The 19,200-nt window shown below is 70.1% G+C and carries 20 protein-coding genes; 13 read left to right on the top strand and 7 right to left on the bottom strand.

Annotated elements, in window-relative coordinates:
- Window positions 1-10: 10 nt before the first annotated feature.
- Window positions 11-445 carry a DnaJ domain-containing protein gene (locus tag ABS78_RS20845; RefSeq protein ID WP_293384039.1) on the top strand — a complete coding sequence of 145 codons (435 nt, stop codon included), beginning with the start codon at window positions 11-13 and terminating at the stop codon, window positions 443-445.
- A gap of 3 nt (window positions 446-448) precedes the next feature.
- On the opposite strand, the gene ABS78_RS20840 is transcribed toward ABS78_RS20845, so the two are convergent.
- Complete coding sequence (locus ABS78_RS20840) at window positions 449-1,765, bottom strand: D-alanyl-D-alanine carboxypeptidase (RefSeq protein WP_293384036.1); 1,317 nt, start codon at window positions 1,763-1,765, stop codon at window positions 449-451.
- A gap of 275 nt (window positions 1,766-2,040) precedes the next feature.
- On the opposite strand from ABS78_RS20840, the gene phaP reads away from it, so the two are divergent.
- The 8 genes from phaP (at window position 2,041) to ABS78_RS20800 (ending at window position 8,196) form a co-directional block, all read left to right on the top strand.
- Complete coding sequence (phaP, locus tag ABS78_RS20835) at window positions 2,041-2,475, top strand: TIGR01841 family phasin (protein WP_293384033.1); 435 nt, start codon at window positions 2,041-2,043, stop codon at window positions 2,473-2,475.
- Between the two features lie 132 nt (window positions 2,476-2,607).
- Entirely contained in the window at window positions 2,608-3,069 is a 462-nt protein-coding gene (locus ABS78_RS20830) for a RidA family protein (RefSeq protein WP_293384030.1), read from the top strand.
- A gap of 8 nt (window positions 3,070-3,077) precedes the next feature.
- On the top strand, window positions 3,078-3,845 hold the full coding sequence (locus ABS78_RS20825; protein WP_293384027.1) for a glycerophosphodiester phosphodiesterase family protein: 768 nt from the start codon (window positions 3,078-3,080) through the stop codon (window positions 3,843-3,845).
- Window positions 3,842-5,020 carry a GNAT family N-acetyltransferase gene (locus ABS78_RS20820; protein ID WP_293384024.1) on the top strand — a complete coding sequence of 393 codons (1,179 nt, stop codon included), beginning with the start codon at window positions 3,842-3,844 and terminating at the stop codon, window positions 5,018-5,020. Before ABS78_RS20825 ends, ABS78_RS20820 begins: the two co-directional genes overlap by 4 nt.
- Before the next feature lie 67 nt (window positions 5,021-5,087).
- Entirely contained in the window at window positions 5,088-6,350 is a 1,263-nt protein-coding gene (locus ABS78_RS20815) for a S41 family peptidase (RefSeq protein WP_293384021.1), read from the top strand.
- Window positions 6,351-6,424: 74 nt separating this feature from the next.
- Complete coding sequence (locus ABS78_RS20810) at window positions 6,425-6,859, top strand: HIT family protein (RefSeq protein WP_293384018.1); 435 nt, start codon at window positions 6,425-6,427, stop codon at window positions 6,857-6,859.
- Complete coding sequence (locus ABS78_RS20805) at window positions 6,856-7,215, top strand: hypothetical protein (protein ID WP_293384015.1); 360 nt, start codon at window positions 6,856-6,858, stop codon at window positions 7,213-7,215. The genes ABS78_RS20810 and ABS78_RS20805 overlap by 4 nt, the downstream gene beginning before the upstream one ends.
- A 204-nt stretch (window positions 7,216-7,419) precedes the next feature.
- On the top strand, window positions 7,420-8,196 hold the full coding sequence (locus ABS78_RS20800; protein WP_293384012.1) for a LemA family protein: 777 nt from the start codon (window positions 7,420-7,422) through the stop codon (window positions 8,194-8,196).
- Window positions 8,197-8,391: 195 nt separating this feature from the next.
- On the opposite strand, the gene ABS78_RS20795 is transcribed toward ABS78_RS20800, so the two are convergent.
- Entirely contained in the window at window positions 8,392-9,057 is a 666-nt protein-coding gene (locus ABS78_RS20795) for a hypothetical protein (protein ID WP_293384009.1), read from the bottom strand.
- 152 nt (window positions 9,058-9,209) lie between these two features.
- On the opposite strand from ABS78_RS20795, the gene ABS78_RS20790 reads away from it, so the two are divergent.
- Complete coding sequence (locus ABS78_RS20790) at window positions 9,210-9,536, top strand: hypothetical protein (RefSeq protein ID WP_293384006.1); 327 nt, start codon at window positions 9,210-9,212, stop codon at window positions 9,534-9,536.
- A 372-nt stretch (window positions 9,537-9,908) separates the two neighbouring features.
- On the opposite strand, the gene clpA is transcribed toward ABS78_RS20790, so the two are convergent.
- The 4 genes from clpA to ABS78_RS20770 all read right to left on the bottom strand — a co-directional run bounded on the left by clpA (window position 9,909) and on the right by ABS78_RS20770 (window position 14,890).
- The gene (gene clpA / locus ABS78_RS20785; RefSeq protein ID WP_293384003.1) at window positions 9,909-12,224 is read right to left on the bottom strand and encodes an ATP-dependent Clp protease ATP-binding subunit ClpA; all 2,316 of its coding nucleotides are present in this window, start codon (window positions 12,222-12,224) and stop codon (window positions 9,909-9,911) included.
- 5 nt (window positions 12,225-12,229) lie between these two features.
- Window positions 12,230-12,559, bottom strand: a complete 330-nt coding sequence (gene clpS / locus ABS78_RS20780; protein ID WP_293383999.1) for an ATP-dependent Clp protease adapter ClpS — start codon at window positions 12,557-12,559, stop codon at window positions 12,230-12,232.
- Between the two features lie 170 nt (window positions 12,560-12,729).
- On the bottom strand, window positions 12,730-14,001 hold the full coding sequence (locus ABS78_RS20775; RefSeq protein ID WP_293383996.1) for a DNA polymerase IV: 1,272 nt from the start codon (window positions 13,999-14,001) through the stop codon (window positions 12,730-12,732).
- Between the two features lie 7 nt (window positions 14,002-14,008).
- Entirely contained in the window at window positions 14,009-14,890 is an 882-nt protein-coding gene (locus ABS78_RS20770; RefSeq protein ID WP_293383992.1) for an ROK family protein, read from the bottom strand.
- A 134-nt stretch (window positions 14,891-15,024) separates the two neighbouring features.
- On the opposite strand from ABS78_RS20770, the gene ABS78_RS20765 reads away from it, so the two are divergent.
- Window positions 15,025-16,605, top strand: a complete 1,581-nt coding sequence (locus ABS78_RS20765; protein WP_293383989.1) for a carboxylesterase family protein — start codon at window positions 15,025-15,027, stop codon at window positions 16,603-16,605.
- Here ABS78_RS20765 and ABS78_RS20760 read toward each other — a convergent pair.
- Window positions 16,595-17,251 (bottom strand): hypothetical protein, encoded by a 657-nt coding sequence (locus tag ABS78_RS20760; protein WP_293383986.1) that lies wholly within the window; start codon window positions 17,249-17,251, stop codon window positions 16,595-16,597. The two genes, ABS78_RS20765 and ABS78_RS20760, sit on opposite strands and share 11 nt — an antisense overlap.
- Before the next feature lie 120 nt (window positions 17,252-17,371).
- Between ABS78_RS20760 and ABS78_RS20755 the strand changes: the two genes are divergently transcribed.
- Window positions 17,372-17,737: a response regulator gene (locus ABS78_RS20755; RefSeq protein ID WP_293383984.1), complete on the top strand. Its 366-nt coding sequence runs from the start codon at window positions 17,372-17,374 to the stop codon at window positions 17,735-17,737.
- Between the two features lie 2 nt (window positions 17,738-17,739).
- Window positions 17,740-19,104, top strand: coding sequence for a PleD family two-component system response regulator (locus ABS78_RS20750; RefSeq protein ID WP_293383982.1), 1,365 nt, complete (start codon window positions 17,740-17,742; stop codon window positions 19,102-19,104).
- Window positions 19,105-19,200: the final 96 nt, after the last annotated feature.

Here is a 19,200-nt window from a genome sequence, read left to right as displayed (position 1 = left end):
GAGCCCATCGATGCTCTACCTCGCGCTGGGCGGCGCGGCGCTCGCGCTCTACCTCTGGGCCACGCGCCGGACGTCGCCGTTCCTCAAGCGCCGCGAATGGCGGATCGTAGGCGGCATGCTGTCGCTGGCCGCCTTCACGGCGGCGGCGTTCGTCGGAACCCGCGGCGGCTGGGGCGCCGCCGCCGTCCTCTGTATCCTGGGTCTCTGGTTCGCGGCGTCGGCGCGCAAGTCCGCGCCTGCGTCCGCCCCGCCGGCGACCGCTTCCCGGGACATGAGCCTCGACGAGGCGCGGCGGATTCTCGGGGTGGGGGCCGGCGCGTCCGAAGACGAGATCAAGTCGGCCTATGCGCGCCTGATGCGAGCGGTCCACCCGGACAAGGGGGGTACGGCGGGCCTGGCCGCACAGCTCAACGCTGCGCGGGACCGGCTGTTGAAATCGAGATAGGCGTCAGCCGCGGGCCGGCGGCACCACCATGCAGGGCTGCTTCTTCGCCTTCAGCTCGCGGCAGGCGCCCTTGGCCTGGGCCTCGGTCATGCCCGAGAAGCGCGACCGGTACCTGGAGCCGTCCTTCTCGGCCACGCCCCGCGCCTGGGTGAAGGGCGCGCCGAAGCGCTTCTGGACGATGTTGAGCTGCTTGCGCGCGTCGTCGCGGCTGGTGAAGCTGCCGACCTGCACCGTCCAGCGACCGCCCGCCGACGCCTTTGCGCCGCTGTTCAGCTTGGGCACCGAGCTGGGCTCGACGATCTGAATCGACGAGGCGCGTCCGGGCGGCGGCGCCGAGGCGAGCTGGACGCTCAGGCCGCGATCGGTGTCGCCCTGCTGCATCGAGGCTTCGGTCGCCTGAGCCAGTTGCGGCGGCTCGAAGAAGTTCTGCGCCACGGTGATCTGCTCGCCGCGCGCGCGGCGCTCCAGCACGTCGAACCCGGTCACCAGCAGGCTCTCGGCCACGCGGTCGCGGGTCGCCACGTTGGGGCCGCCCATGACCACGGCGATCAGTCGGCGGTTCTCCCGCACGGCCGAGACCGCGAGATTGAAGCCCGAGGCGTTGATGAATCCGGTCTTCAGCCCGTCCACGCCGTCCATCCGGTAGAGCAGGCCGTTGTGATTGCGGATGCTCTGGCCGCGGAACTCGAAGTTCTTGGTCGAGAAGAGGCGATAGTACTGTGGATAGTCGCGCATGACGGCGCGCGACAGGATGGCGAGGTCACGGGCCGTGGTGAGCTGGCGGCTGTCGGGCAGGCCGGATGCGTTGGCGAAATGGGTGTTCGCCATCCCGAGTTCCTGGGCCCGGAGCGTCATCAGCGCCGCGAAGCGTTGCTCGGTGCCGCCCAGCTTTTCGGCCAGGGCGACCGCGGCGTCGTTGGCGGAGCGGGTGACCATGCCCTGCATCGCCTCGTGGACCGTGATCGAGTCGCCTGCGCGCACGCCCAGTTTGGTCGGGGGCTGAGCCGCCGCCCGCGGCGAGAACACGACCGGGTCGTCCAGCTGGATCTTGCCGGCGGCCAGAGCCTCGAAGGCCAGATACAGAGTCATGACCTTGGTGATCGAGGCGGGATACCGTGGGGCGTCCGCGCGACTGCCGTAGAGCACCTCGCCGGTCCGGGCGTCCACGACGATCGCCGCATACTTCGTGGAACTCTGCGGGATCAGCGAGAGATAGGGCGCCACATAGGGTTGCTGGGCGACCGCCGGCGCGGCGGCCGTCAGGGCGGTGGCGGCGGCCAGGCCGAGGGTAAGCAACAGGCGGCGGGCGTGCTTGGTCATGCTTCGTCCGTCGAATCAAAGTGTTGAGGCGGCTACTGCGTCGCCTGTGAGAGTGGGTAGCATGCCCCGCCTACCCTTGCAGGAGGGTAAACAAGGTTTGAACGGGCGGATTTGCCGCGGCGCCCCTTGAGCGGGCATGTGACGTTCATGTTGCACTGCACAAAAAGTCGTTGACTGCTGCGGTGCAACATGAGAGAACGGCGATGTCGAACGGGACGATCACGTCCCCCATACCGAATCGTTCCGTAGCCGTCCGTCATTCAGGAGCCTGCCCCATGGCCGCCGCCGAAGCCGCGAAGTCCACCTTCGAACAGTTCACCTCCGCCTCCAACGTCGCCTTCAAGGAAGGCGTCGAGAAGAGCCTTGCGTCGCTCAACGAGCTGAACGCCGATTCCAAGAAGAACCTCGAGGCGCTGGTCGCCTCGGCCACCGCTTCGGCCAAGGGCGCGGAAGCCCTGGGCGCCCAGGCGATGGCCTTCTCCAAGGCCGTCTTCGACACCAACGTGTCGGCCGCCAAGTCGCTGGCCGGCGCCAAGAGCGTGCAGGAAGTGGTCGAACTCCAGACCGCCTTCGCGAAGACCGCGCTGGAAACCTACATGTCCGAATTCGGCAAGATGACCGAGACCGTCTCTTCGTCGGTCAAGGAATCGATGAAGCCGCTCAACGAGCGCGTGACCGCGGTCGTCGAGAAGTATCAGGCCGTCCGTTAAGCGCGGCCGATAGACAGTCGCGTACGTCCGTCGGTCTCCCCCGGTCGGCGGACGAGTTTCGAGTAGGAAATGGGCCGCCCCCTCGTGGGGCGGCCCTTTTTCTTTGCGGCGGGCGGGGCTAGAGGTGCGGCCATGAGCACCGTCGAAGATCGTCTCTCCGCCCTCGGGATCGAGTTGCCGCAGCCGAATGCTCCGGTGGCCAACTACGTGCCCTTCGTCCGCTCGGGCGAATTGGTCCACATCTCGGGCCAGGTTTCCGTGGATGCCTCGGGGGGCGTCCGCGGTGTGGTGGGCGAGGACGTGGACTTCGACGCCGCCGTCCGCGCCGCGCGTCTCTGCGGGATCAACCTGCTGGCCCAGATGAAGGCCGCCTGCGAAGGCGACCTGGACCGCGTGGTCCGGGTGGTGAAGCTGGGCGGGTTCGTCCAGGCGGGACCTGACTTCTTCGACATCCCGAAGGTGGTCAACGGCTGCTCCGACCTGATGGTCGAGGTGCTGGGCGATGCGGGCCGTCACGCCCGTTCGGCCGTGGGGGTGTATCGTCTGCCCCTGAACTTCGCCGTCGAGGTCGACGCGGTGGTGCAGGTCCGGTGAAGGCCGCCGTGGAAAAGGGGGGCTTCGGCGAGGCCTGGGACCTCCTCTTCCATCCGCCGGTCGCGCACCGGGGGCTGTGGAGCCCCGACGGCGCGCCGGAGAACTCGCTGGGCGCCTTCCAGGCCGCCTGCGCCGCGGGCTACGGGATCGAGCTGGACGTCCAGATCTCGGCCGACGGCGAAGCGATGGTCTTCCATGACGGCAAGCTGGCCCGGATGACCGGCGCCGAGGGCCGGGTGAAGGACCACAGCGCCGCTGATCTGGCCGGGATGCGGCTGGCCGGCACGGACGAGAAGATCCCCACGCTGCTGGAGACCTTGGCCCTCATCGGCCATCGGGCGATGGTCCACGTGGAGCTGAAGACGCCGTTCGGCGAGGTGGGGCCGCTGGAGCAGCGGGTCCACGAGGTGATCGCCGACCACAACGGGCCGCTATGCGTGATCGGCTTCAATCCCTATTCCCACGCCTGGTTCGCCGACCGCTATCCGGGCGTGCTGCGGGGGCTCGACAGTTACTCCTACGCCCGGGCGCCCAGGATGGCCGAGGCCCAGCGCAAGGCCTTCGCCGACCTGGAGCACGTCGAGATCGCGCGGCCCCACTTCCTGGCCCTGGGCCTCGACATGCTGCCCAGCGCGCGGGCGGCCGAGTATCGGGCGCAGGGCTATCCGGTGGTGGCCTGGACCGTCCGCACGCCCGACGAATGGGCCGCGGTGAAGGACGGTTGCGACAACCTGATCTTCGAGGGCTTCACGCCGGAACAGGGCGGCCGGGCGTGACTCTGCGGCCGGCGGTGAAGGTCGCCCGCCGCATCGCCGAGATCGGCCGGGAGGCGTGGGACGCCTGCGCCGACAACCCGGCCTATGCCGGCAATCCCTTCATCCGGTTCGACTTCCTGGACGCGCTGGAGGCGTCGAACTGCGCGGTCGAGCGGGCGGGGTGGGGGCCCCAGCACCTGTCGGTCGAGGACGAGGCGGGCCGGACGGCGGCGGTGATGCCGCTCTACCTGAAGAGCCACAGCCAGGGCGAATACATCTTCGACCACGCCTGGGCCGACGCCTATGAGCGGGCCGGAGGACGGTACTATCCCAAGCTGCTGTCGGCCGCGCCGTTCGTCCCGGCGACCGGCGCGCGGCTGCTGGCGCGGCCGGACGTGGATCGCGAGGCGGCCTGGCGCATCCTGCTGGGCGGCGGCCTGTCGGTGTGCGAGCGCTACGGCGCCTCGGGCCTCAACCTCAACTTCGTCACCGAGGACGAGTGGTGCTGGCTGGGCGAGCAGGGCCTCGGGCGGCGCGAGGGGCAGCAGTACCACTGGGAGAACCGCGGCTACCGCGACTTCGACGACTTCCTGGGCGCGCTGTCCTCGGGGCGGCGCAAGACCATCCGGCGGGAGCGCCGCGACGCGCAGGCCGAGGCCGAGATCGTCCGGCTGACCGGCGCCGACCTGACCGAAGACCACTGGGACGCGTTCTTCGGGTTCTACATGGACACCGGCTCGCGCAAGTGGGGCCGGCCGTACCTGACCCGCGCGTTCTTCTCGGAGCTGGGCGAGCGGATGGCCGATCGGGTCCTGCTGATCCTGGCCCGGAGGCCGGATGGGCGCGGCGGCGGACGGTGGATCGCGGGCGCCTTGAACCTGATCGGCGGCGACTGCCTCTACGGCCGCCATTGGGGCTGCGTCGAGGACGTGCCGTTCCTGCACTTCGAGCTCTGCTACTACCAGGCCATCGAATGGGCGATCGAGCAGGGGTTGCCGCGGGTGGAGGCCGGCGCGCAGGGGCAGCACAAGATCGCCCGTGGCTACCTGCCGAAGCCGGTCTATTCCGCCCACTGGATCGCCGATCCCGCCCTGCGCGCGCCGGTCATGCGCTACCTGGACCAGGAGCGGGCGGCCGTGGACCAGGAGATGGAGTGGCTGGAGGAGGCGTTTTCACCGTTCCGGGAGCGCCCTTGACCGCAAGGCGGTTGCCAGACCGGCTCGCCACGCCGCAGGCGGCCGGCTCCCGCATGGAGCCGCTTAGATGATCGTCCGTCCGCTGGCCGCCGCCCTCGCCAGTCTCTTCGTCCTTGCGTCGCCCGTCCGCGCCGCCGACCCGCCGTCGGCCTACGGCGCGCTGTTCGACGAGGTCTGGAAGACCGTCGAGACCAACTTCTACGATCCCACGTTCAACGGCCGTGACTGGCGCGCCGTGGGCGACCGCTATCGCGCCGAGGCGTCGGCCGCCCCGGACGATGCGGCGTTCGGGCGGGTCGCCAACCGGATGCTCAACGAGCTGGGCGTGTCCCACCTCCACCTCTCGCCGCCCGCGGCGAACGCGACGCGCGGGGGAGTCGGGATCGGCGCCGAGATCGAGAGGATCGACGGCGCGCGGGTGGTGGTCGAGGTCGCGCCGCTGTCCGACGCGCAGCGCCAGGGCCTTCGCGTGGGCGACCGGATCGTGGGTCCGAAGTCGCTCGCAGGCCCGCTGGGCGGCGCCGTCGATGTCGAGGCCCTGGGCTGCGACGGCGAGGTCCGGCGGATGCGGATCCGGCACGAGCAGTCGGGCTGGCCGCCGCCGCATCCCGGCCTGTCCTGGCGCGTCCTGGGCCTGCGGCCGGGGCTGAAGGTGGGCTATCTCCGCATCGACCGTTTCGACGACGGCGCCGCCGACCTCGCCGACCGCGCGATGGACGCGCTGGCCGACACCCAGGGCGTGGTCATCGACATCCGGCGGAACAGCGGGGGCAACCTCTCGGCGCTGCGGCTGGCCAGCTACTTCTCGGGCGAGAGCCGGCCGGCAGTCGCGCTGCTGGCGCGCCCCTATCTGGAACGCCTGGGCCGGCGGGCGACCGCGGCCGATCTCGCGAACCTCGCGCCGACCCAGGGCGCCTATACCGACGGAGCGGTCTTCGCGGCCGTCGAACGGGGCCAGGGCGCCGCCGTCTATCACTCGGAGGAGATGGGCGCGAAGCGCTACAAGGGCGCGGTGGTCGTGGTGATGTCGGGCGAGACGGCCAGCGCCGGCGAGGGCTTCGCCCACATCATGCGCGAACTGGCGGGCGCCCCGCTGGTGGGGCGCGCCACCGCCGGCCAACTGCTCAGCAGCGACCGCTTCGGCCTGTCGGGCGGATGGCGGCTGACCGTGCCGGTGGGCGGCGTCTGGGGCGTGGACGGCCGCGACTTCGGCGACCGGCCGGTGACGCCCGACGTCGAGGTTCCGCGCACCGCCGCCGATCTCTGCCGCGTGCGGGACGCCGATCTGGACCGCGCGCTCGAGGTGCTGGAGAGCCGGCTCGGGCGGTGAGAGCCCGCACGCCGCGTTCCGCGATCCCCGGCGATTTGGTAGGCAGGTCCCAGTTTCAGAGGGAGCGCTTGGGCATGAGCCTGGACGGGACGTACGACGCCGGCAACATCTTCGCGAAGATCCTGCGGGGCGAGGCGCCTTCGGTGCGGGTCTTCGAGGACGAGCATGTGTTCGCGTTCATGGACGTGTTCCCGCAGTCGAAGGGCCACACGCTGGTGATCCCGAAGCATTCGACGGCGCGCAACCTGCTGGAGGAAGCGCCCGAGACCCTCGGGCCGCTGATGGCGGGCGTGCAGCGGGTGGCCAAGGCGGTGCGCGCGGCGCTGAACCCCGACGGGATCATGATCAGCCAGTTCAACGGCGCGCCGGCGGGGCAGACCGTCTATCACCTGCATTTCCACATCATCCCGCGGTGGGAGGGAACGCCCCTGGGCCGCCACGCCGAGGGGATGGCGGACGTCGAGGAACTGAAGGCGCTGGCGGCGCAGATTTCCGCAAAGATCTCATGACTTCGCCTGCGGGCCTGGCCGCGGCGAACATCGCCTTCGGGGCGGCGGCGTTCGGGCTCGTGGCGTCGATCATTCGGCTGAAGCAGCTCAGGGCGCAGAATCGGATTCCGCCGCACGTGGCCGAATACTTTGCGCCGATCACCGATGCGGCGCGCCTTCGCGCCAAACTCGGCGGCAGCCTGACTCCTCGCGGCGGCAACGTCGCACGCATGCGCAACGGGCGCGTGCTGGCGCTCGTGATGGGGCCTTCACACAGGGAGATCGGCGACCGCTGGCTCACGGGGTTTGTGCATCTGCACCGGTTCGCCCTGATGGCTGAGATCGGGGTTCTTCTGGCCGGTCAGTTCGGCGCGTAGGATGATCGACCGAGCCTTGCACCGGGCGAACGCTACGCGGCGGATCGTCGGCGAGCAGTTCCCCCATCGGGTGTCACGACTTGGCCGTACGAGCGAGTTGGTCTAGGCAATGGAGGTCGCGCCGTCCCGCCTGCGACGGGACGTGCGGCTTGTCATGAACGGAGCGCCGCGGGCCTCGTCGCGCTCCCGGGGGCGTTGAGACTCATGGAACTGCTGCTTCTCCTGATCGTGCTCGGCCTGCTGGGCGCCTTTGTCGTTAAGTATAACCATCTGCAGAAGCTGGGAAATCAGGTGAAGCGCTTCCGCGGCGACATCGCCGCGGCGATGAAGAAGCGCGGAGACCTCGTGGGCCGGCTGAGCGACATCGCCAAGTCCTATGGCGACCACGAAAAGCTGACCCAGATCACCGCGTCGACGAACATGAGCGGCGTCGCCGGCGTCGGCCCCGACATGGAGAACGCCTCGCGGCTGTTCTCGGGGCTGGCCATGTCGTTCCCCGACCTCAAGGCCAACGCCACCTACCAGCAGTTGATGTCGCAGCTGCACGAGATCGAGGGCAACCTCCAGAGCCGGCGCGAGCAGTACAACGAGGCGGCCAGCGTCTATAACAGCTACCGCTCCTCGCTGCCCCAGGCGCTGTTCGCCTCGGCCGTGGGCTTCCCCGAGGCGCCGTTCTTCACCGTGGACGAGAGCGGCCTGGAAGTGCTGCCCGAGTTCAAGACCGACGACGGCCTGATCCTCAAGGAAAGCCTCCAGAAGGCGGGCAACCGGGCCGGCGCCCTGGCCCAGGGGGCGGCCCAGACCGCCACCCAGAAGATCGGCCAGGTCCGCACCCAGCTCCAGGAGGCGCGCGAGGCGCAGCAGGCCGCCGCTCAGGAGGGGCCTGTGGAAGAGGCTGCGGTGGTCGAGGTCGAGCCGGTGCAGGCTCCGGTCGCCGCGTCGCCCGCCGAACCGGCGCAGCCGTCCGACCGCACCGCCTGAACACCATCCCGGTATCCGTCCGGCGTCCGCCAGGAGGCCAGATCCGAGCTTCACAGGAAGGGCCCCGGAACATCGGTTCCGGGGCCTTTTCCATAGGGCGAGCGCCCGCACCGGCGGACGCCGGCCGGGGAACGTATGAGGCGAGGGGGAGGCCGCTCTGCGGCCGGGGCCGGGGACGGATCGATCCGCGCCGGATCAACCCCGTCGGGGCGGCGGGCCGGTGGACGGTCGCCGCGGGACGGCGAGGGGCGAAGACCCAGCCGGTGGTCGGGCGAGGCCGACCCCGGCGGAACCCACCAGCCGGGCGCGCAGGGCGTTGGCGCCGCTTCCGGGACTGTTTCCGGGGCCGCCTCCCAAATCGGGCGACCTGGAGCCGGGCGGGCTTTGGGGAGCGCTCGCCCCCGTGGCGCCGATCCGGGCCAGCAGCTCGCGCAGGGTGGGAAGCTCGGCCGGCGGCGGGCCGGGAAGGGCGTTCGCCTCGGCCACGACGCCGTTCAGGGTCTTGAGCAGGACAGGCAGGCTGGCCCGCTCGGTCTCGCGGTCGCGGTCGTATTCCATCCGCTCGCGTTCGGGAGCCTCGCGTTCGACGGGGTCCCGTTCGGCCGGCTCGCGTTCGGAGAGGGGGGCGGTTCCAGGACGTGCGCCCGCCGCGCCATCGCGGCGCGCTTCCTGGCGCAGGCGCAGGTCGAGCGCGACCGAAATCCGGAAGCCCGAGAAGCAGCGGTCGAAGAGCTGGAACAGCTCCAGCTTGCGCGCCCAGACCGTCTCGGCCTCGGCCTGTTCCGCGAACGCCACCCCCAGCCGATAGGCGCAGGCCCCCAGCTCGGACAGCATCTCGGACGTGGTCGGCTCGGACGACATGAGAACAAAGATAGAACATATGATCTCGTGACGCAAGAGGTAGTGAGGCGCCGGGGGGCCGGCGCCGTTCAAAGGAGGGTTCGGGCGAGTGGAGACTCGTCTAATGGTTGATTGGTGCTATCGTGTCGGTAGATAGTCGAGGGCGACAGGGCATGACCGAGTTCACCGTTGGGAAGACCGTCGCGCAGAGCGAGCCCCAGGTCACGGTCGACGCCAGCAGTCTGTCCCCGGGTGTCCACCGCTTCAAACTCGTGGTCGTCGACGACAGCGGAAACGAGTCGGAGCCGACCTTCCTGGAGATCGTGGTGACGGACAGTGGAAGACCGACAGCCGTCCTGGATGTCGTCAACGCGAACGGGCAGCGGGTCGAGCCGAAGATCGCAGCCGGACAGCCGGTGATCCTCTCCGGGGCGCGGTCGAGCGACGTCGCTCCGGGGCGGGTGGTGGAGTACCGCTTCACCCTGGTCGATCGTGCGTAGAGTCTGTCAAGGACTCGAAAGGTTAGAGGGGCGGGTTGTCGCCTCACCGTACCCCCCCGTGGGGGAACCCTGTGCAGCAGGGTTGAGGGGGCTTCGCCCGGAACGCCGAGCTTGAGGTCGCTCCCCCTCCACCGCCCTGCGGGCGGTCGCCCTCCCCAATGGGGGAGGAGGAACGGCGCCGCATCGGCGGCTTCTCCATGAGCCCGGCGGGGCCCCGGAAGCCGAGCGCATGGTCCTGCCGACATCCCCGGCCACCATAGCCGACCGCTTGCGCTCGGAAGCCGATCTTCCAAAGCAAAAGGCCCGGGCGCTGGCCCGGGCCTTCTCCATTCCAACAGAGGCGGAAGTCCCTCAATCCCGCGGGCGGCGATGTCAGTCCACCGCTTCGGGCTCGTCCGCCGGGGCCTCGACCACAGGGGCGCCGCGTTCGCGTTCCTCGCCCTCGATCTCGAAGCCCAGCTTGCCGTCCTTGAGCACCACGCGGACGTGGCCGCCCTTGGCCAGCCGGCCGAACAGGATCTCGTCGGCCAGGGGCTTCTTGATGTTCTCCTGGATGACCCGGGCCAGGGGCCGGGCGCCGTAGAGTTCGTCGAAGCCGTTCTTGGCCAGCCAGTCGGCCGCCTCGTCGGAGGTCTCGATGGTGACGTGCCGATCCGCGAGCTGGGCCTCGAGCTGCATGACGAACTTGAGCACCACCTGGCGGATGATCTCGGGCGTGAGCGCGCGGAACTGGACGATGGCGTCCAGGCGGTTGCGGAACTCGGGCGTGAACAGCCGCTTCAGCGCCTCGTCGACCTCGTCCTCCTGCTTGCCGCGGCCGAAGCCGATGGCGTTGCGCTGGGCGTCGGAGGCGCCGGCGTTGGTGGTCATGATGAGGACCACGTTGCGGAAGTCGATCTTCTTGCCGTTCGAGTCGGTGAGCTGCCCGTGGTCCATGACCTGGAGCAGGATGTTGAAGACGTCGGGGTGCGCCTTCTCGATCTCGTCCAGCAGGACCACCGAGTGCGGATGCTGGTCGACCGCGTCGGTCAGCAGGCCGCCCTGGTCGAAGCCCACATAGCCGGGAGGCGCGCCGATGAGGCGGCTGACCGTGTGGCGCTCCATGTACTCGGACATGTCGAACCGCAGGAGCTCGATGCCCAGGGTGGAGGCTAGCTGGCGCGCCGTCTCGGTCTTGCCGGTGCCGGTGGGGCCGGAGAAGAGGTAGCAGCCGATGGGCTTGTTGGCGTCGCGCAGGCCCGCCCGCGCCATCTTCATGGCGGCGGAAAGGGACTCGATCGCGGCGTCCTGGCCGTAGACCGCGCGCTTGAGGTCGGTCTCGAGCTGTTTCAGCGCCTCGGTGTCGGACTTGGAGACCGACTTGGGCGGGATGCGGGCGATCTTGGCGACGACGGCCTCGACCTCCTTCAGCCCGATGGTCTTCTTCCGCTTGCCCTCGGGCAGCAGCATCTGGGAAGCGCCGGCCTCGTCGATGATGTCGATCGCCTTGTCGGGCAGCTTGCGGTCGTTGATGTACTTGGCCGATAGCTCGACCGCCGCCTTGATGGCGTCGTTGGTGTAGCGGAGCTTGTGGAACTCTTCGTAGTAGGTCTTCAGGCCCTTGAGGATCTTGATGGTGTCCTCGATCGTGGGCTCGTTCACGTCGATCTTCTGGAAGCGCCGGACCAGGGCCCGGTCCTTCTCGAAGTGCTGGCGGAACTCCTTGTAGGTGGTCGAGCCCATGCAGCGCAGGGTTCCCGACGCCAGGGCCGGCTTGAGCAGGTTGGAGGCGTCCATCGCCCCGCCGCTGGTGGCGCCGGCGCCGATCACGGTGTGGATCTCGTCGATGAAGAGCACCGCGTCGGGGTGGTTCTCCAGCTCCTTGACCACCTGCTTGATGCGCTCCTCGAAGTCGCCGCGGTAGCGGGTGCCGGCCAGCAGCGCGCCCATGTCGAGCGAGAAGATGGTCGAGCCCGCCAGGACGTCGGGCACCTGCTTGTTGACGATCTTGCGCGCCAGGCCCTCGGCGATGGCGGTCTTGCCGACGCCGGGATCGCCGACCAGGAGCGGGTTGTTCTTGGTGCGGCGGCACAGGATCTGGATGCAGCGCTCGACCTCGGCCATCCGCCCGATGAGGGGGTCGACCTTACCCTGCTTGGCCTTCTCGTTGAGGTTGACGCAGTAGGCCTCGAGCGCCTCGCCGCCGGTCTTGACCTGGGGCTTCTCCTCGTCCTCGGCGCCCTTCACGGGCTTGGCTTCGGAGGCGCCGGCCTTCTTGGCGATGCCGTGGGCGATGTAGTTCACCGCGTCGTACCGCGTCATGTCCTGCTCCTGCAGGAAGTAGGCGGCGTGGCTCTCGCGCTCGCTGAAGATGGCCACCAGCACGTTGGCGCCGGTCACCTCCTCGCGGCCCGAGGACTGGACGTGGATCACCGCGCGCTGGATCACGCGCTGGAAACCCGCCGTGGGCTTGGCGTCCTCGCCGTCGTCGACCACGAGCGAGCGCAGCTCATTGTCGACGTAGTTGGTGAGGGTGGTGCGAAGCGCCTGGAGCTCGACGTCGCAGGCGCGCATCACGGCGGCCGCGTCCTCGTCGTCGACCAGGCTGAGCAGCAGGTGCTCGAGCGTCGCGTATTCGTGTTTGCGCTGGTTGGCGTAGGCCACCGCGCGGTGGAGGGATTCTTCGAGCTGGCGAGAAAATGACGGCAAACGCCTCAGTCCTTTTCCATGGTGCACTGCAGCGGGTGTTGATGCCGCCGCGCCGTATCAACGACTTGGGCTACTTTCGTTTCCGCCACTTCGTATGTGTAGACCCCGCAGACGCCCACGCCATGTTGATGAACATGGAGCATGATGCGAGTCGCGTCTTCGCGCGATTTGTTGAAGAATTGCTCGAGTACGTACACGACGAATTCCATCGGCGTGTAGTCGTCGTTGAGCAGAAGAACCCGATACATGGCCGGCTTCTGCGTCTTCGGCTTCGTCTGGGTGACGACCGCGGAGCGAACGCCGGTGTCTGCACCGCCTTCCTTCCGTTCGCTCATCTGCCTGGTCTCCTGGGGCGGCGCCTCGATCGTTCGATCTTCCGATTAGATATGGAAGATAGCGCCTTTTGGAAGGGTTGAATCGTCGCGGTTGACCTTGACGTAGGGGCGGGGGCGCCCATGCCGGGGCGGCGCCGGTTCCTGGCGGGGCGCCTGTTTCGGGGGCGTTCTCACTCTTCCCTGTACGTTCCGCGGGCGCGAAGGAGGCGCCCGGAGGTGACCGCGCCCGGCCCGAATCGGTCGCGGAGGGCGTCGACCGAGCGCTCGCTGGCCAGCGCCCGGCGCTCGTCCTCGGCGAAGAAGTCGGCCCCGGCCTCGGCGGCGTCGACCAGATCGGCGATCCCGACGCCGATGAGCCGCCAGGGCTGGCCGGTCGCCTCGCGGGCCAGGAGCTCGCGCCCGACCTTGAAGAGGGTGTGCGCCGTCTGGGTGGCCACGGGCAGGGTGCGGCGGCGGGTGACGATGCGGAAGTCGGTGGCGCGCAGTTTGAGCGTGACCACCCGGCCCGCGACGCCAGCCGTCCGGGCCTGCCGCGCCACCCGCTCGCAGAGCGGGGCCAGCCGGTCCTCCAGGTCGCCGAGCCGGGACAGGTCGTCGTTGAAGGTGGTCTCGGCGCTGATCGCCTTGCGGGCCTCGTTGGGATTGACGCTGCGCGTGTCGCGCCCGTGCGCCAGCTCGGAGAGGCGCAGGCCGTGCGCGCCCCAGCGGTCGGCCAGCACTTTCCGGTCGGCGCGGGCCAGGTCGCCCACGGTGCGGAAGCCCGCCTTCTCCAGCGTGGCCACCATCGCGGGGCCGACGCCGGGCAGGATGCGCACCGGCCGCGGGGCCAGGAAGGCGGCCGCCTCGGCGCCGATCACCGAGAAGCCGCGGGGCTTGTCCAGGTCGGAGGCGATCTTGGCCAGGAACTTGTTGGGGGCGAGGCCGATGGAGACGGTCAGGCCCGTCTCGGCCTCGATACGGGCCTGGAGGCGGGCCAGGGTGAGCGCCGGCGGGGCGCCGTGCAGCCGCTCGGTGCCCGAGAGGTCGAGCCAGGCCTCGTCCAGGCTCAGGGGTTGGATCAGGGGCGTGAGGTCGGCGGCCAGGCCCAGGATGCGCTTCGATTCGGCGCGGTACTTCGTGAAGTCGGGTTTGATGACCACGGCTTCGGGGCAGAGCTTCAGCGCCTTGAACATCGGCATGGCCGAGCGCACGCCCGAGATGCGGGCGATGTAGCAGCAGGTGGTGACCACCCCGCGCTTGCCGCCGCCGACGATGACGGGCCGGTCCCGCAGCTCGGGCCGGTCGCGCTTCTCGACGCTGGCGTAGAAGGCGTCGCAGTCCATGTGCGCGATCGTCAGCCGGTCCAACTCGGGATGGGCCGCGATGCGGGGCGAGCCGCAGGTCGGGCACCGCGGCGGCGGCGCGTCGAAGGCCCGGAAGCAGTCGCGGCAGAAGGCCTTCATGGCGCCGTCATGCCCGGGGCCACAGCCAGGCCGCGCCGCGCACGCCCGAGGAGTCGCCATGGAGGGCCGGGCGGACCGGCGTGTCGAAGACGTCCGAGAAGGCGTGCGGGGCCAGGGCGGCGGGGAGCCGGGCGTAGATCTCGGCGATGTTCGACATGCCGCCGCCCAGCACGACGACGTCGGGGTCCAGCACGTTGACGATGACGCCCAGGCCGCGGGCCAGGCGGTCCAGATAGCGGTCGAAGGCCGCGCCGGCGTTCGCGTCGCCGGCGCGCATGGCGGCGATGGCGTCCTCGCCGCCCAGGCCCGCGTCGCGGGCGAAGCCGGTTCCGCTGACGAACAGCTCCATGCAGTTGGCGCGCCCGCACCAGCAGGCGATCTGCGGGTCCCACGGCCGAGGCGAGGGCAGGGGCATGTGGCCCCATTCGCCGGCGATGCCGTTGCGCCCTTCCACGATCCGGCCGTCGACGGCGAGGCCGGCGCCGCAGCCCGTGCCCAGGATGGCGGCGAAGACCACCCCGGCGCCGGCGGCCGCCCCGTCGACGGCCTCGGACAGCGCCAGGCAGTTGGCGTCGTTGGCGTAGCGCACCCGGCGCTCCAGCACCCGCGCGAGATCGGCCGGGAACGGGCGCCCGTTCAGGACCGTGGAGTTGGAGTTCCGCATCGTCCCGGTCCTGGGCGACGGGGAGCCGGGGCCGCCCACGCCCACGCGGTCGGTCCGGACGCCCGCCTGCCGCTCGGCCTCGGCCACGATCGCGCGGGTGGCCTCCAGGCGATCTTCGTAGGCGGGCGGGGTCGGCCCACGCACCCGCGCCTGGAACCGGCCGTCGGCGTCGAGCGCCGCCGCCTCGATCTTGGTGCCGCCGAAGTCCACGCCGATGCGGATCATGCGATCAGATATACGCGATCCGGGCGCGCGCGTGAGGCTCTCCTGTCGGGCTCGAGAGGCTGGACTCGCGACGGACTCCAATTTAGAAAAATGGGTATGATGCGCTGGCGCTCCACGCCGGCCGGGAGGGCAGGATGGATACGTTGCACCGCCGGGGCCTGCTGGCCGCCGCCGCGATCTCGGCGCTCATGCCGGCTGCCGGGGCCTGGGGCGCCGCGCCGCCACCCGTGGCCGCGACGCGTGCGGGGCGGGTGCGTGGCGTGCAGGTCGACGGGATCAACGTGTTCCGGGGCGTTCGCTATGGCGCGAGCACCGAGGGCCGCCGATTCCAGCCCCCCAAACCGCCGACACCCTGGCGCGGCGTGGCCGACGCCCTGGAGTTCGGGGCCCAGTCTCCGCAGGTGTCGGGCGGCGACGGCGGCGGACTGTTCCGCTCGTGGGCGAACCCCCAGCCGGACAGCGAGGACTGCCTGTTCCTCAACGTCTGGACGCCGGGCCTTGGCGACGGGGGGCGGCGGCCGGTGATGGTGTGGTTCCACGGCGGCGGCTTCTCGGTCGGGTCGGGGTCCAGCCACGGCTATGACGGCGTCCGGCTCTGCAAGCGCGGCGACGTCGTGGTGGTCACGGTGAACCATCGGCTGAACGTCTTCGGCTACGGCTACATGGGACCGAGCGCGGCTTCGGAGCTGGCCGACTCGGGCAACGCCGGCAATCTCGACATGATCCTGGCGCTGCGCTGGGTGCGGGACAACATCGCCGAGTTCGGGGGCGACCCGGGCAATGTGATGATCTTCGGCGAATCCGGCGGCGGCGGAAAGGTTTCGACCCTGATGGCCATGCCGGCCGCCGCGGGCCTTTTCCACCGGGCGGCGGTGCAGAGCGGCTCGAGCCTGACCGGACTGACGCCCGAGGAAGCGTCGGAAAGCATGCGGAAGCTGGCCGCCGCCTGCGGCGTCGCGCCGGACGACGCCCAGGCGTGGCGCGCGCTGCCGCGGGAGCAACTGGTCGCGGGGCTGCGGAAGGCGGCGGTGGAACTGCGCCCCGTGGTCGACGGGCGCGCCTTGCCCCGCCACCCGTTCACGCCCGACGCCCCCGAGGTGTCGCGCAATGTGCCGATGCTGATCGGGACCACGAAGGACGAGATGACCCTGCTGCTCGGGGGGCGCGTTCCGTCGTCGTTCCGCGCCACCTGGGACGATCTGCCGGCCCGCGCGGCCCCGTTCCTGGCCGACGTGGACGGGCCGGAGACCATCGCGGCGTTCCGGAGGCTCTATCCCGACGCCAGGCCCAGCGACATCCTGTTCACGATCGCCACCGTGCGGGCGACGCGCAAGGCCGCCATCACCCAGGCCGAGCGGAAGGCGGCCCAGGAGGGGGCGCCGGCCTACATGTACCTGCTGAACTGGGAGACGCCGGTGGACGGCGGCCGCTGGAAGTCGCCGCACGCCCTGGATATCGCCCTCATGTTCGACAACGTCGCCAAGTCGGTCTCGATGTCGGGCGACTCGCCCGAGGCCCAGAAGGTGGCCGACGCGATGAGCGACGCCTGGATCCGGTTCGCCCGCACCGGCGATCCGGGCTGGGCGCCCTATCGCCCCGACAGCCGCGCCACCATGGTGTTCGACGTGGAATCGCGGGTCGTGAACGATCCGAACCGGGAAGAGCGCCTGATGTTCGCGGACGTGCCGCTGGCGCGGGTGGGGTCTAGCCGCTGACGGCGCGGGCGATGCGCTCGCCCAACTCGGGCCAGTCGTCGATGCGGGGGTGACGGTCGGACAGCGGCGCGAAGGGGCGCAGGCGCAGGTCGGCGACGTGCTGGAAGGTGGCCGTGCGCGGCGCGTGGTCGGCCACCGAGTCCAGGTTCGAGAGCAGGTCGTCCACGAAGGCGGTGGGCTGCGCCGTCTGGGCCACGAGGCCGGCGGCGATCGGCCCCTTGGGACCGGAGTTCAGCACCAACGGGTGTTTCAGCCCATGCTTGCGGAGCCATTCGGCGCGCAGGCGCTCGGCGTCGGCCGGCGCGTTCGACAGGATGAGGATCTCGGCGCGGTCGGAAAGGCGGTTCAGCGCGGCGATGGCCCCGGGCGCGGGCTCCATCTCGTGGCAGTGGCCGGCGAAGAAGGCGTCGAACAGCCGCTTGCCCTCGGCGATGTCCAGGTGCTGCGTCTCGCCGGGGCGGTAGATGTTCTGGAACAGGGCGAACCGCTCGATCCGCATCTCCAGGCCGTGGCGGGCCACGTAGTCGCCGAACCCCTGCATGAACAGGCCCAGCACCTCGTCCACGTCCACCAGCACGAGCGGCCGGTCGGGCGACAGGCCCAGGTCGGCGAGGCGGGGCGCGGCGGGCTCGGCGGGGTTCGTCAAGGCGGGGTCCAGGCTGACGTGAACGCGGATAACGAAGTTTAAGGATATCCCGAGGGATAAGAACGGGAAGGGTGGGGTGGGCCGACTGCGGCCTGGTCCGAGGAGAGCGTCGGGTCCCGAATGGCCAAGAAAGTCCTCATCGTCGAGGATAACGAGCTGAACATGAAGCTGTTTCATGATCTGCTCGAAGCCCAGGGCTACGAGATCCTGGAGACCCGCGAAGGACTCGCGGCGCTGTCGCTTGCGCGCGAGCACAGGCCCGACCTGATCCTGATGGACATCCAGCTTCCCGAGATCTCGGGCCTCGAAGTCACCAAGTGGCTGAAGGAAGACGACGATCTGGCCCACATCCCGGTCGTCGCCGTGACCGCCTTCGCCATGAAGGGCGACGAGGAGCGCATCCGCGAGGGCGGGTGCGAGGCCTATATCTCGAAGCCGATCTCGGTGACGCACTTCCTCGACACGATCCGCCGGCTGCTGAACTAGCCATGTCCGCGCGGATCCTGGTCGTCGACGACATCGAATCGAACGTCCGCCTGCTCGAGGCGAAGCTGTCGGCCGAGTACTACGAGGTCCTGACGGCCCAGGACGGCCCCACGGCCCTGGCCCTGGCGGCGGCCGAGCTGCCCGACATCGTGCTGCTGGACGTGATGATGCCCGGCATGGACGGCTTCGACGTGTGCCGCCGGCTCAAGGACGACCCGCTGACCCGGCACATCCCGGTCGTGCTGGTCACCGCCCTGGACGGGCGCGCCGACCGGGTGGCGGGCCTGGAGGCGGGCGCCGACGACTTCCTCACCAAGCCCATCGACGACGTCATGCTGTTCGCCCGCGTGCGCAGCCTGACGCGGCTGAAGGGCGTGATCGACGAACTGCGCGACCGCGAGGCCTCGGGCCGCCGCATGGGCGTGATCGCCGGCGCGGCCTCGCGCCTGGGCGGATCGGGCGGCCGCATCCTGATCGTGGACGACAACGTGCGCCAGGCCGAACGGGTGGCCGCCGAACTGGCGGTCGAGCACCGGCCGGTGGTGGAATGCGAGGCCGAGAAGGCCCTGCTCACCGCCCGGAGCCTGGTGGACCTGATCATCGTCAACGCCAACGCCAAGGCGTTCGACGGCCTGCGCTTCGCCGCCCAGCTCCGCTCGGACGAGGCGACGCGGAACGTGCCGGTGCTGGCGGTGGTGGACCTGGACGAGCGCCGCAAGGCGCTGAAGGCGCTGGAGATCGGGATCAACGACATCCTGGCCCGGCCCATCGATCCCGGCGAGCTGGCGGCGCGGGTGCGTACGCAGATCCGCCGCAAGCGCTACACCGACTATCTGCGCTCGAACCTGGACCACTCGCTGGAACTGGCGGTGACCGACCAGCTCACGGGGCTGCACAACCGCCGCTACATGGCCGGCCAGCTCGAGGCGCTGATGCGACGGGCGGGGCAGGGGGGCGAGCCGGTCTCGGTGCTGGTCATCGACATCGACCACTTCAAGCGGGTGAACGACAGCTTCGGCCACGACGTGGGCGACGAGGTGCTGGCCGAGTTCGCCGTGCGTCTGGCGTCGAACGTGCGCGCCATCGACCTGCCGGTGCGCCACGGGGGCGAGGAGTTCGTCGTGGTGATGCCCGACACCGACCTGGAGAACGCCCGGCGCATCGCCGAGCGCATCCGCCTGCACGTGGCCGGCGCGCCGTTCCGCGTGATGGGCGGCCAGGAGCTGCTGTCGGTGACCATATCCATCGGCGTGGCCACCAGCGCCGGGACGGACGACACGTCGAACGCCCTGCTCAAGCGCGCCGACGAGGCCGTCTACGAAGCCAAGTCCGCCGGCCGCAACCGGGTGATCGCCCGGGCGGCTTAGAGCGCGTTCGGTTTAGATAGACGCATATCCGGCATGCCTGATGTAATTGGCGCACTCGGCGGCTGAGAAGCATTCGAGCAGCCTGCCGATGCGGCG

The organism is Phenylobacterium sp. SCN 70-31, from assembly GCF_001724605.1.
Classification (GTDB): domain Bacteria; phylum Pseudomonadota; class Alphaproteobacteria; order Caulobacterales; family Caulobacteraceae; genus Phenylobacterium.
Note: the sequence above shows the minus strand (reverse complement) of the source record. Positions and strands in the feature narration are given on the sequence as shown.